Source organism: Diplocloster hominis (assembly GCF_032380655.1).
GTDB lineage: Bacteria > Bacillota > Clostridia > Lachnospirales > Lachnospiraceae > Diplocloster > Diplocloster hominis.
In genome coordinates, this window is record NZ_JAWDIY010000001.1 from 272,675 (window position 1) to 285,875 (window position 13,201).

9 protein-coding genes are annotated in these 13,201 nt (G+C 48.8%); 2 read left to right on the forward strand and 7 right to left on the reverse strand.

Annotated elements, in window-relative coordinates:
* Window positions 1–382 precede the first annotated feature (382 nt).
* Complete coding sequence (locus tag ABC831_RS01085) at window positions 383–1,300, forward strand: hypothetical protein (protein ID WP_343246446.1); 918 nt, start codon at window positions 383–385, stop codon at window positions 1,298–1,300.
* 518 nt (window positions 1,301–1,818) lie between these two features.
* On the forward strand, window positions 1,819–2,736 hold the full coding sequence (locus tag ABC831_RS01090; protein ID WP_343246447.1) for a hypothetical protein: 918 nt from the start codon (window positions 1,819–1,821) through the stop codon (window positions 2,734–2,736).
* A 259-nt stretch (window positions 2,737–2,995) separates the two neighbouring features.
* Here the strand turns inward: ABC831_RS01090 and ABC831_RS01095 are convergent, their stop codons facing one another.
* The 7 genes from ABC831_RS01095 to ABC831_RS01125 form a co-directional block, all read right to left on the reverse strand.
* Window positions 2,996–3,988 (reverse strand): substrate-binding domain-containing protein, encoded by a 993-nt coding sequence (locus ABC831_RS01095; RefSeq protein WP_343246448.1) that lies wholly within the window; start codon window positions 3,986–3,988, stop codon window positions 2,996–2,998.
* On the reverse strand, window positions 3,972–5,789 hold the full coding sequence (locus ABC831_RS01100) for a cache domain-containing sensor histidine kinase (RefSeq protein WP_343246449.1): 1,818 nt from the start codon (window positions 5,787–5,789) through the stop codon (window positions 3,972–3,974). The genes ABC831_RS01095 and ABC831_RS01100 overlap by 17 nt, the downstream gene beginning before the upstream one ends.
* On the reverse strand, window positions 5,779–7,401 hold the full coding sequence (locus tag ABC831_RS01105; RefSeq protein ID WP_343246450.1) for a response regulator: 1,623 nt from the start codon (window positions 7,399–7,401) through the stop codon (window positions 5,779–5,781). Before ABC831_RS01105 ends, ABC831_RS01100 begins: the two co-directional genes overlap by 11 nt.
* A 1,030-nt stretch (window positions 7,402–8,431) precedes the next feature.
* On the reverse strand, window positions 8,432–9,358 hold the full coding sequence (pfkB, locus tag ABC831_RS01110) for a 1-phosphofructokinase (RefSeq protein WP_343246451.1): 927 nt from the start codon (window positions 9,356–9,358) through the stop codon (window positions 8,432–8,434).
* Between the two features lie 9 nt (window positions 9,359–9,367).
* Complete coding sequence (locus tag ABC831_RS01115) at window positions 9,368–10,417, reverse strand: aldo/keto reductase family protein (RefSeq protein ID WP_343246452.1); 1,050 nt, start codon at window positions 10,415–10,417, stop codon at window positions 9,368–9,370.
* A 124-nt stretch (window positions 10,418–10,541) separates the two neighbouring features.
* The gene (locus ABC831_RS01120) at window positions 10,542–11,591 is read right to left on the reverse strand and encodes a galactitol-1-phosphate 5-dehydrogenase (protein WP_343246453.1); all 1,050 of its coding nucleotides are present in this window, start codon (window positions 11,589–11,591) and stop codon (window positions 10,542–10,544) included.
* A gap of 108 nt (window positions 11,592–11,699) precedes the next feature.
* The gene (locus ABC831_RS01125; RefSeq protein WP_343246454.1) at window positions 11,700–13,184 is read right to left on the reverse strand and encodes a xylulokinase; all 1,485 of its coding nucleotides are present in this window, start codon (window positions 13,182–13,184) and stop codon (window positions 11,700–11,702) included.
* Window positions 13,185–13,201 lie beyond the last annotated feature (17 nt).

Consider the following 13,201-nt stretch of genomic DNA (forward strand, 5'->3'; position numbering starts at 1 on the left):
TTCCTGCATTCAGGAAACGAATCATTCAATGCTTGTAGTAATCTTATATTTCCCTTATAATAATCTTATACCGTACAGTATCCGATTAACGTATACTTTGCAGTATCCCATTAATACATGCCCTATGGGCTGGCTCGCAGCATCCGCTGCTCGTCAATGTATACTTTACAGTATCCCATTAATACATGCCCTACGGGCTGGCTCGCAGCATCCGCTGCTCGTCAATGTATACTTTACAGTATCCCATTAATGCATGCCCTACGGGCTGGCTCGCAGCATCCGCTGCTCGTCAATGTAAAAGTTCCCATAAATTTACAGCGAAATGAAATGGATATACCAGAGTCCTGTTTCTTCCTTGAAAACACATCAAGGAGGAAAACTTATGAACACAACCGATTACATCGGAACGAACAAAAGCTATAAGGACCGGCTGTTCCGTCTTTTGTTTGCCGAAAAGAAGTACGGCCTTGAGCTGTATAACGCATTAAACCATACGGATTACAGGAATGTGCAGGAACTGGAAATCAGGACCCTGGAGGACGCCATCTGGATGAAGATGAAAAATGATGTGGCCTATCTGATCCGTGATATTCTTTCTCTGTACGAGCATCAAAGTACTATGAATCCGAACCTACCGGTTCGCGGCCTGCTTTATTTCGCGGATATGTTCCGGGGTGTACTGCATGGAAAACATATCTATGGTACAAAGTTGGTAACCTTGCCGACTCCTGTTTACATCGTATTCTACAACGGTGACCAGGAGATAGGAGAAGAAAAATGGCTGAAGTTATCCGATGCTTTTATTCATGGGAATGAGCAGTCTAAAATGGAATTACAGGTGCAGATCCTCAATATCAATTATGGTCACAATACCCGCTTAATGGAGCGATGTCCTACCCTGAAAGAATATGCGATCCTGGTTGGTAAGGTAAAAACCTACCGCGGAGTAATGGACTTTGGGGAGGCGGTTAAAAAAGCTGTAGACGAGTGCATTGGAGAGGGAGTATTGAGAGATTTCCTGTCGACAAGGAGGGCAGAAGTGATGAATTCAATCCTGACGGAATATGATGAAGAACAGGTTCTGGCTGATATAGGCCAGGAACGTTATGAAGAGGGTATAGCTCAGGGGAAGGCGGAAGCTATCCTCGAATTGCTGGGAGAGTGCTGCGCGGCGGTTCCAGATGAATTAAAAAACGTCATTCAATCGGAAACGGATTCTGAGACGTTAAGACGTTGGCTGAAATTGGCTGCCCGGTCGGATTCTATCGAGTCCTTTAAATCCCGGATGTACGAGAATTAAGTATTGAAGGTCTGTTATACCTATTAAGAATTAAACCGTTCTCTTTGATATATATGCAAGAACATAAATAAGTTTCGCTTGCAAAACTCTCCGCCTGCGGCGGGCCGCGTAAGCGGCATCTTCCAAAAATGACATAATATGGGAACACATCTAAGGAAGAAACAGCTTCTTGATCTCTATTTTGCACTTCGCGCAAATACGCTGTATATCTGCTGGAAAGCATTTGATTCCGGCATTCAGGAAACGAATCATTCATTGCTTGTAGTATTCTGTTATTTCCCTTATAATAATCTTATACTTTACAGTATCCCATTAATGCATACCCTTCGAGTGGACTCGCAGCATTCGCTGCTCGTTAGTGTATACTTTGCAGTATCCCATTAATACATGCCCTACGGGCTGGCTCGCAGCATCCGCTGCTCGTCAATGTATAATATTCCTATAAATAACACAGCGAAACAAAATAGATATGACAGAGTCCTGTTTCTTCCTTGAAAACACATCAAGGAGGAAAAAATATGAACACAACCGATTACATCGGGACGAACAAAAGTTATAAGGACCGGCTGTTCCGCCTTTTGTTTGCCGAAAAGAAGTACGGCCTCGAGCTGTATAACGCATTAAACCATACGGATTACAGGAACGCGGAGGAACTGGAAATCAAGACCCTGGATGATGCCATCTGGATGAAGATGAAAAATGATGTGGCCTATCTGATCCGTGATATCCTTTCTCTGTACGAGCATCAAAGCACTATGAATCCGAACCTGCCGGTCCGCGGCCTGCTTTATTTCGCAGATATGTTCCGGGGGATTCTGCATGGAAAGCATATCTACGGTACAAAGCTGGTAACCCTGCCGACCCCTGTCTACATCGTATTTTACAATGGTGACCAGGAGATAGGGGAAGAAAAATGGCTGAAGTTATCCGATGCTTTTATTCATGGGAATGAGCAGTCTAAAATGGAATTACAGGTACAGATCCTCAATATCAATTATGGTCATAATACCCATTTAATGGAACGGTGCCCCACCCTGAAAGAATATGCGATCCTGGTCGGCAAGGTAAAAACCTACCGCGGAGAAATGAACTTCAGCGAGGCAGTTAAGAAGGCGGTAGACGAGTGCATTGGTGAGGGAATATTGAGAGAAATCCTGTTGACAAGGAGGGCGGAAGTGATGAATTCAATCCTGACAGAATATGATGAAGAACAGGTTCTGGCCGACATAGGCCAGGAACGTTATGAGGAGGGTAAAGCCCAGGGGAAGGCGGAAGATATACTCGAATTACTGGGAGAATGCTGCGCGGTGGTTCCAGCTGAATTAAAAAACGCCATTCAATCGGAAACGGATTCTGAGACGTTAAAGCGTTGGCTGAAATTAGCTGCCCGGTCAGATTCTATCGAGTCCTTTAAAGCCCGGATGTACAAGAATTAAGTATTGAAGATCTGTTATACCTATTAAGAATTGAACCGTTCTCCTTGAGATATATGCAAGAACATAAAAAAGCAGCGCTCGAAAATACCCCGCCGAAATTTTCATATATGGCTCATAAGCTCCCAAAATACGGCTGCTAAGTTCTCATAGTAAATAATATATATCTCAAGGAAGAACATTTTTTTCAATTAACAAGAACTATTTTCCCATTGAAAAAAATCCCCCTAAAAGTCTCTCCGATCGATAAAATTCCAGTCCCCTATTTATCAAAAAATGGAAACAAAAGTTTCTGATTCTGCTCTGTATACATATTTTCTTTCGTAATCAATTCCGAACCGGAGTCAATAACCGGTGGGACATTTTCCCCCTTCAAAACCTTTAACGCGGTTTCTACGGCCAGATAGCCCATATTAAAAGATTTTTGAACCACGATCGCCTGAAAAACCCCTTTTTCCAAAAACTTAATCTGTTCTATCGAGTTATCGAATCCGATTACTTTCACCCGTTGGGATGCCTCCCCCTGTATTTCATCAACAGCCCTGGCTGCGCCTACGGCAGAATACTCGTTTAGTCCCGCGATATAATCCAGATCCGGATACTTTTCCAGCAGATCCTTGGTAAGGCGGTAGGCCTTCTGATAATTGGAATCACAGTAGACGACTTCCACGATCTGATCTTCGTAAGGGCCGATTCCTGCCCGAAGGCCTCTCTCCCGGTCAATGGCCGTTGATGCGTCTTTTACATGACTGACGATGGCGATTTGGGAATCCTCATCCAGACTCTGCTGCATGAATTTCCCCATCTTCATGCCTGCCGCGAAATTATCAGTGGCGATCAGGGCATCCGCCACATCCTCATCCACTCCAGAATCTACGAAAATAAGTTTTATCCCGCTTTCTTTTACCTTTTTCACCATCTCCGTCGAATTCGTGTAGGAGATCGGAGAGACTGCGATCACATCCGCATTGCTGTCGATCGCGTTCTGTATCCGCCTGTTCTGATCTTCATAATCGGTCTCGTTAGTCCCTCCGTCTATGACCAGATCAATGTCGTAATCCCTGGCCGCCATATTGGCTCCCTCGATCAACGCGGTCCAGAAATCGTTAGTCTCGTCAATGAGCTTAGGGATATACACCATATGGATCACTTTTTTCTCCTTGTGTGTCTGTATATTATAAATAAGAAACAAAAGGAGACCAAGACACAGGATACTGCTGACTATGATCAGCCATTTTCTATAGCTCTTCTTCATTTTCTTCCTCCCACGCAGAGTTCGGGATCCGGATCGTTACGGTAGTCCCTACATTCAGCTGGCTTTCATAGGTCAGGCCATACTCAGGGCCGTAGTAGAGCCGCAGGCGCTTATTCACGTTGCCCGCTCCCACTCCATTGGATTTCCTGTTTGTTTTCTTCTCAAATACATGGGCCAGCTGTTCTTGCGTCATGCCGATCCCGTTGTCCTCCACACGGATCACGATAATGGAACCCAGATTACGCCCTGTCACCCAGATCATTCCCTTGGTTTCCTTATATTTTATACCATGGTAAATGGCGTTTTCCACCAAAGGCTGAAGTACCAGTTTTACAATCTTAAGGTCAAGGACATCCGGATCCACATCGATAGAAAATTCCAGCCTGTCCTGATAACGCATTTTCTGGATCGTCAGATAGCTGCGGGTGTATTCCACCTCGTTTGCGATGGTCACGATCTCCTCTTCATTGCTGATGCTCTGGCGCAGAAGTTTCGCCAGTGAAGAGGTCATCAGTACCACCTCACGGTTTTTGCCGCCCTCCGCCATCCAGATAATAGAATCCAGGGTATTATATAGGAAGTGGGGATTGATCTGGGACTGCAGTGCCATCAGCTCACTCTTCCTCTTCTGCTCCTGTTCTTCCATATTCTGGATCATCAGATGATGGATCTCCTTTGTCATAATATTAAAGGAATTGGTCAGTGCCGAAATTTCATTGTGACCAACCGTTTGAAGCGTCACATTCTCAAACTGCCCCTGCTCCACCTTTTTCATGGACTTCACCAGGGCCTTCATCGGCTTGGTGATCATGCTGGAGAGCAGAATAGCGATCAGGACCGCTGCCACAAAAAGCGCCGCAGCAATCAGCATATAGGTCAACTGTGTCTCCTTGCGGTTTCCCAACAGTTCTTCCAGATAGGCTACCCCCACAACGGTCCAGTGGGTACGGTCGGATTTTGATATGGTATATAATTTACTGTTGTCCCCTTCATCCGTAATAAATGAATTGGTCTTAGAATTACGGACTTCGTCCACTCTCTCCGTTTTCAAGCCGCTGTACAGCAGGTGCTGCTGGGGATGATAGACGATACCTCCGTTTTCCTCCACCACAAAGATATAACCCTTGCTTCCAAGGCTTATTTTTTCACAGAGATCGTTAATGGAGCTATAGTTAAGGTCCACAAAGAAAACCCCTTCTACCTGATTGCTCACCGGGTTCACTAATCCCCTGCTCAATGTGACCACCCATTTATAATCATTCTGAACCACATTCTGCACATGGGAGCTGGAAATCACCGCCTCTTTATCCGACAGCAGCGCCTTCTGATACCAGTCCATCTCACGATAATCCATATAGGCATTTAGTTTGTCCGTTCCATCGTTAATCAGGTATGCACCATTATTGCTGATGATCCCAATGTTATAAATATCCTCTCTGGAGTCCTTCAAGGTCTTAAATGTATTCAGAAGCCGCTGGGTAATGGCCTCTTTATTTTCCTCACTGTTGTAGCGGAACAGGTAATTCCTGACATCCACACTTCCGACCATCATATCGGACAGGTTGTCCATGTAACTGATATAGGAATCAATATCCGCATTTACCTGATCAATCAGCTGCAGGGTATAGCTGGAAGAATTATTCAGCACCGTGTCCGTGGTGTAATCAAGGGACAGCAGCAAAAACACCAGCAGTCCGGATACGATTAGCGCAGAGAAAGAAACAAGGATCGTCGTCCGGATACTTCGAAAATGAAACAATGGATTCAGCTTCAACTGCCACTTCTCCTTCTCATCCGACATAAGCTCTCTTCTCTCTCGCATATTCCGTTGGTGTCTTGCCTGTAGTCTTTTTAAATATACTGCTGAAATAATGAGGGTCGCTGTAACCGACTTCTTCCGCGATCTCGTAGGCTTTCATGGAGGTATTCTCTATCAGTGTCTTTGCCTTCTCCATCCTTTTTCTGGTCAATGCCTCAATAAATGTTTCGCCGGTAAAATTCTTAAACACGGAGCTGAAATAACTGGTGCTCATAGCCAGATAGGTGCAGACCGAGTTTAACGACACCTTAGGGTCCTTATAATTTTTATCAATATAATCCAGGGCCCGCAGCGCCTGGCGTTTGCAGTAGCTATCCCGCTCATCGGACAGTGCCCTGGCAGCTTCCTGACAGAAATCCAGCAGATGCCGCCCGATATCATCCAGATGTTCTTCCCCATAGATCCGGGACATCATCTCATTTTCCGTGGTGTAAATCGGACTGTCGGCCAGATCCGAATCATCCAGAACATTCATGACAGACATAATAATGTTCTGCACGTAAATCATGCTCCGGTTTTTCGGCACATAGACCTCCTTCAGGGCCTTAATAAAATCCAGAACCTCCCTGCGCAGTTCCGACTCATGATTGGACTTCACCGCCAGAACAATACGGTCCGCCCATTCGTTAATATTGACATTCCCGGGTTTTGACAAGTTACGCAGTTCTTTCGCATACAGTACCTGTCCGCCGCCGGCAAGGAACCGGTACTCAAGCGCCATCTTTGTTCCGGAAAACGCTTCACTCAGGCGGCTCATCGTACCCACCGTATTGCCGACTCCCAATGTCACTTCCAGTTTCAGCAGCCGATAGATCGTCTCTTTGACCGTCTCGCAGAATTTTGCGGTTCTCTCTTCCAGATCGCTTTCCGACGCCCCGGCCAGTATCAGGATCGTCTTGTCCTCCACATTTTGGAACGCCACGCCGTTTCCAAAGCTGTTAACCAGCTCTTCGGTCACATTAAAGATCGCAAACAGGGCCAGATCATTCTTCTCCTCCGGATAATTATCCGTAAACGCGCTTAGATCATCCCCCTCAATCATAACCGTGGTAAAAGCCCGGCCCTCCAGACAGATACCGAACTCCTCCATTTTATCCCGAATCTCTTCCTTCAGCCGTTTTCCCAGCAGAAGGCTGTTCAGAAAGCGTCCTTTCAGAACCGGCAGGTTGCTCATATAAGCTCCCCGTATTTTCTTAATATTCTGGCTCTGGAGGTTCTCCTCATCCAGGCTCTCTTTAATCTTCATCAACGTCTCTGTGAGTTCAAAAGCAGTGACCGGTTTCAGTACGTATTCCACCACCTGATACTTCACTGCCTGCTTCGCATATTCGAATTCATCATACCCGCTGATAATAACCACTTTGGTATTCGGATAATTCTCATACACAAATTTCGTCAGTTCCATGCCGTCCACATACGGCATATAAATATCCGTCAATAATAAATCCGGAGGATTCTTCCGGATTTCTTCCATCGCTTCCCGTCCATCTTTACAAGCCCCGGCCAGTTCAAACCCCAGCTGCTCCCACTTGATGTTCTCCTGAATTGCCTCACGAATCAGAACTTCATCATCCACCAATAAAACCCGGTACATGGCTATCCCTCCCAAGTTTAATCACTTGTCTCCTATTTTACCGGATATATGGGATTTACGCAAGGGGCGGGGCTGGACGGGGGCCGGGAGTTCCGGGAGTTCCGGAGTTCCGGGAGTGGAGGGAAGCGGTCCGGCCTTTTGCACCGGGCGGCGAATCCCGTGGGGCCAAATCACTTCGGCCGGACCTAAGAATGGCTAACTCCGAAGGCGGGAGAACCTCTTATTGGCAGGGTCCGGAACAAACTCGCCAAAGGACGGCTCGGACAGTGTTCCGGGCCCTGCGAGGTTCTCCCACCTTCTGCGTAAGCCATTCTAAGGCCCGGCCTCAAGTGATTTGGCCCCACGGGATTTGCCGCCCGGTGCAAAAGGCCGGACCGCTTCCCTCCACTCCCTGCTTTATAAAAGGCTTTGTTCCATGTTCCGTAAGGTTTATGGTTTCGTAGTATTGTTGAATGGTGTATTTCAGTTTGCATGGTGTATTTTGGTTTACATGTTATCAAACTATTCATCTCTGCGCACATACAGCGGACAGAAATGAAACCTTATACACTTTGTTGAATGTGGCTTAGGAGGCGCATAAATCTAAGATATCTCTAAAGCCGGGGAGGCTGTCTCAAAATTCAGGCATCAAAGCTTTACCAGTGTAGGGAATGCTGCTGCGGGACAGACCGGATTCTGCCAGACGAAGGGGAGCGTCCGCCGGTTTGGGCGGGGAAAAAGAGCGGGCTGTGAAATGCTTGAGGCCAGACATTAGAATATCCTGCGGAGAAGGGAGGAGAACCTTGCAGGTTCGGGCCACTGTTTGAGCCGCCTTTTGGCGAGTTTGGCCCGGACCTGCGAATAAAAGGTTCTCATCCCTTCGCAGCTGGATATTCTTATGTCTGGCCGAAGCATTTCACAGCCCGCTCTTTTTTCCCGCCCAAACCGGCGGACGCTCCCCTTCGTCTGGCAGAATCCGGTCTGTCCCGCAGCAGCATTCCCGGCCCTTCCAGTTTTCTTGGCCCTCCCGGTCCGTCCGGGCGCAGTCCTCTTATAAAGCCTCAACCTCTATCAGATGATAGATTTTTCGCATATCCTCAGGGTGGTAATGCCCTGTTGTGGTCGTCAGCGTATTGGCCGCGGAGACCGCGACTGCGTATTTCAGGGCCTCTTTAAGACTGTATCCGCGTTCAAAGCTTACCGCAAAGGCGGCTACCATCGAGTCACCGCAGCCTACGGTGTTGATAGCGTTGACGGCCGGTGGGACGGCTTTTTGGATTCCCTGGCCGGATACACAGACAGCACCCTCTTTTCCCAGAGAGACTACCACATAAGGGATACCCATGTCGTGAAGTCTGACGGCTCCCCGGATGATGTCATCCCGGTTGGTTATGGATATGCCTAGAAGAGTTTCTATTTCATCCGCGTTGGGTTTTATCATGTCGGGCAGCGCTTTGATCCCTTCAGTCAGCGCCGCACCGCTGGTGTCCAGGATCACTTTCCTTTTTTTGTCTTTGGCGATGCGGATCAGGGTGGCATAGATATCTGCCGGGACGCCCTGGGGGATACTGCCGGACAGCGTGATCACGTTACTTTTGCCGACAATGGATTCGTATTTTTTCAGGAAGGCGCTGATCTCTTCTTCGGAGACCGGTTCACCGGGCTCCAGGAATTCGGTGGAGACACCGTCCTGGGACAGGATGTTCAGGCAGTTCCGGGTCTCTTTCGCTGTATGGACAAAATCGTATGCGATACCTGCTTTATCTAACATCTCCTCCAGCAGGGCGCCGGCATGTCCGCCGCAGAAGCCGGTTGCCAGTATCTCTTCGCCGCAGATCCTGATTACGCGGGCTACGTTTAACCCTTTTCCGCCGGCTGTGTTGTTACAGCTTTTTACCCGCATGACGGTCCCTTTTATTACATCCTCGACCTGGTAGGCCTTGTCTATTGATGTGTTTAATGTGACTGCTGTTATCATATGGGCCTCCTATTTTTTGGTATAACCGTTCCAGCCCGGAATCTCGCCTCCCAGATCCCACAAGTCTTCCCAGTCGCCTGCGCCTTCCCAGAGGAATACCTGACCTTTGATCAGACGGCAGTTTTTGTCCACACCTTTCAGAAGTTCTAATTCTTCTTCGGTCAGGGGATCTTCGAAGCTGCAGCGAAGGTTGCTTAGATATTGGTCCCGGTGAATGGAGAACGGGATCGGTGTGTGGCCTCTTTGTACCGCCCATTTCAGGCATACGATGGCCGGATGCACACCGTGGGCTTTTGCGATCGCCTGTATTTCCGGCAGCTCGATGTCCGCGATATCGTCCGGGGTTGTATCTCTGTCCGGACGGGTCGGAGAACCGATGGGACAGAAGCCGATGATCTCTATGCCGTTTTCTTTGCAGAAATCGTAGAGCTCAGGCTGCTGGAAGCAGGGATGCAGTTCCATCTCATTGACGGCCGGCTTGATCCGGCAGTCTCTTAAGATTAGCTGGAGTTTCGGAATCGTGACGTTGGATACACCGATGTGTTTTACCAGCCCCATGTCAACCAAACGCTCCATCTGCCGCCAGCACTCCATGAATTCTTCATGGATGTATGGCCTGGAATTCGGATTCCTGGTGTCCACATCACATCCCGGCGGATGATAGTTGGGGAACGGCCAGTGGACAAAGTACAGATCCAGATAATCAAGCCTCAGATCCTTTAATGTCTTAGCGCATGAGAGCAGTACATCTCCTTTTCCATGCATATCGTTCCATAATTTGGAGGTGATGAACAGTTCCTCCCTCTTGATACCGGATTTCATAGCGTTTTCCAGCGCGATACCTATTTTGTCCTCGTTTCCGTAGCAGGAGGCACAGTCGATCAGGCGATAGCCGGATTTTACTGCATCTTCTACCGCATTCGCTATGTCATCCGCTCCGAACCGGTCGGACCCGAAGGTTCCGATGCCGACTCCGGGCATTTTAGCCCCGGTATACAGGAGCCTTTGCGGTACTTCTGCGGGATTGACCGCGTCTTCGGGAATTACATGGTTTTCCATTTTACATTACCTCTTTTCTGATTTGAATTTTAAATAATGAGCTCTTGGCCCCTTCTCACATTTTTAACGTTTTATTTACTTATTGAAATAAATCAGTAATTTGTCTTTTGGCGTTTTCCCGGTCTTATGCTTCTGAATCAATTAAAAGCTTCCCTTTCACCTGCCCGGGTATTTTATACATCGCAAATGCCTCGTCAATCCTGCTCAGGGGGATTTTCCTGTAAATCAGGGATTCGTCAAACTTTAGCTCTCCTGTTTTAAAGTAATGAGCAGTCAATTCCCACTCCCTGCCCGGGAACGGAGCGCTGTAGGACATCCAGGAACCGGTCAGGGTAAATTCCTTACGGTTCATATTTTCCCAATCTTTTACCGTAAAGGTCAGTTCTTTCGTCGGCGTCCCGATAAAGCAAACCTGCGCCTTGTTTCCGGCCGCTTCAAACGCCATATGCATAGTCGCCGTATTTCCGGCGGTTTCGTATACGTAGTCGTATCCTCTTCCGTCTGTCAGGGCCAGCGCCTTTTCCATATAGTTCTCTTCCAGCGTGTTGATTACGTCATCCGCCCCCAGTTTTTTGGCCAGGGCCAGACGTTCCCCGCTGATATCGAATACCACTGCTTTTTTGGCGCCGAAAATCTTCGCCCACTGCATCGTGAACAGCCCGATGGTCCCTCCGCCAAGGATCGCCACGGTACCGCCTCCCTGGTAATTCACACGCAGTAAGCCGTGCAGAGCCACCGTAGATGGTTCGAAAAAGGCCCCCTGCTCAAATGATACGTTGTCCTCAAATTTCACCGCGTTGCGTTCCGGCACCACCACGTATTCCGCAAAACTTCCGTATTCCCTGGAACCGATGAAACTATAATTCCTGCAAAGCGAATAATTTCCCTTCTGACAGTCCTCACACTGCATACAGGGAACCAAGGGTACACCGGCTACCCGGTCGCCCGGCTTCACGCTGGCAACGCCTGCGCCGGTCTCTTCCACCACTCCGGAAAACTCATGGCCCAGCACATTGGGGAAGAAATGGCAGGCATCCCCGTTTACTCTCGGAACATCAGATCCGCAGATCCCGGTATATTTTACCTTAATCAGAACCTGGCCGGCTTTGGGGGAAGGGGTCTGTATTTCCTCGTAGCGGATATCCTCTCTTGCATGAACAACTCCTGCTTTCATGATCTAACCTCACTTTTCCGTTTTCATATTATCCTGTTAGTTGTATCGATTTGAAATTTTGAAATGAAATAGTGCGCCTGCGAAACTCTCCGCCTGCGGCGGGCCGCTTCAGTGATATTTATGGAAGGTTCCCTTCAGATCTTCGTATAGTTCCAGGTAAAGCTCCATGGATTTCTGATAGAAACGGTGTTTTTCCATATCCGGCTTATGTTCTCTGGTTATGACGATCGTCTCCCTCACCGCCTGCGCGAAGTTATCATACACGCCCACGCCCACACCGGCCAATATCGCTGCGCCCAGGGTGGTTGCCGTATCCGAAGTGGGCACCTGAATCGTTTTTCCGGTTACATCCGCTTTGATCTGGGTCCACAGCCGGCTGTTCGCAGCTCCTCCCATGGCGACCAGTTCTTCTACCTGCACTCCGGTTTCTGCCGCTGTGGCAAGGTTATGCTGAAGCGCAAACGCTACGCCTTCCAGCGCAGCCCGCACCATATGTCCTCTGGTCTTGTCAAATCCCAGACCATAGAATACACCTTTGGCATCCGGGTCCCAGATCGGCGAGCGCTCGCCGGACATATAAGGCAGGAAGATCACTCCGTCGCTTCCGGCCGGAATCTTCTCCGCCAGTGCGGTCAGGTCATCAAAGGAATCTCCAGCTCCCAGTTCCTGTTTGAACCATCTAAGGACTCCGCCTCCGCCTACCGTACCGCCCTGAAGAAGCCACAGGCCCGGCACCACATGGGGGCCCAGAATCAGCTTCGGATGCGGTGTCGCCCGGTCCACACAGATGCTCATCCCTCCCGCCTGGCCGCCCTGTTCCTGGGTCTGGCCCGGCAGGTATACCCCTGCGCCCAGCGTTCCGCACGCCGCGTCCAGGCCGCCTGCGACTACCCGGGTCCCGACCGCCAGTCCGGTCTGGGCCGCCGCCTTAGCATTGACTGTCCCGATCACTTCATGGCAGGCATAGAGCGGCGGTACCTTTTCCACGGAAAGCCCCATATCCTTCGCAAGCTCCGCGTCATAGCGCAGTGTATTTATATCGAAGAAATGCAATCCGTACCCCTGGCAGACCTCCTGGGACACCACACCGGTCAGCTTCATCCCGATATAACTGTTGCTTTGCAGAAATTTATCTGTTTTTTTATAGATATCCGGCCTCTGTTCTTTGAACCAGATCATTTTAGGTGTGGTATAGGCAGGTTCGAATCCATTGCCCGATACCCCGAAGATCCGGTCGAACCCGATCTCCTGCGTCACTCGTCCGGCAATGTCTCTGGCTCTTATATCCATCCATATAGGTGTGTTATGTAAACATTTACCATCTCTGTCCACCGGTATACAGGACCAGCTCTGTCCGTCTATCCCGACACCAGCGATCTGTTCCGGCCGTATCTGCGCCGTTTCGATGATCTCCCGGATTCCCTTGCAGATCGCCGCCCACCATTCCTCCGGATTCTGCTCCACCCAGCCCGGATTCGGATAATAGATCGGATAGCCCTGGTTTGACTGGGCCAAAACCTTACCGGACGGTTCAAACAACGCTACTTTACACGCTGAAGTTCCAATATCGATTCCCAATAGTAACTGATCCATCCTAATCCCCCGCTATC

What these genes read in the sequence shown, in the direction of transcription:
- ABC831_RS01085 (WP_343246446.1), top strand. Translation starts at nt 383, where the DNA reads ATGAACACAACCGATTACATCGGAACGAACAAAAGCTATAAGGACCGG.
- ABC831_RS01090 (WP_343246447.1), top strand. Translation starts at nt 1,819, where the DNA reads ATGAACACAACCGATTACATCGGGACGAACAAAAGTTATAAGGACCGG.
- ABC831_RS01095 (WP_343246448.1), bottom strand. Translation starts at nt 3,988, where the DNA reads ATGAAGAAGAGCTATAGAAAATGGCTGATCATAGTCAGCAGTATCCTG.
- ABC831_RS01100 (WP_343246449.1), bottom strand. Translation starts at nt 5,789, where the DNA reads ATGTCGGATGAGAAGGAGAAGTGGCAGTTGAAGCTGAATCCATTGTTT.
- ABC831_RS01105 (WP_343246450.1), bottom strand. Translation starts at nt 7,401, where the DNA reads ATGTACCGGGTTTTATTGGTGGATGATGAAGTTCTGATTCGTGAGGCA.
- pfkB (WP_343246451.1), bottom strand. Translation starts at nt 9,358, where the DNA reads ATGATAACAGCAGTCACATTAAACACATCAATAGACAAGGCCTACCAG.
- ABC831_RS01115 (WP_343246452.1), bottom strand. Translation starts at nt 10,417, where the DNA reads ATGGAAAACCATGTAATTCCCGAAGACGCGGTCAATCCCGCAGAAGTA.
- ABC831_RS01120 (WP_343246453.1), bottom strand. Translation starts at nt 11,591, where the DNA reads ATGAAAGCAGGAGTTGTTCATGCAAGAGAGGATATCCGCTACGAGGAA.
- ABC831_RS01125 (WP_343246454.1), bottom strand. Translation starts at nt 13,184, where the DNA reads ATGGATCAGTTACTATTGGGAATCGATATTGGAACTTCAGCGTGTAAA.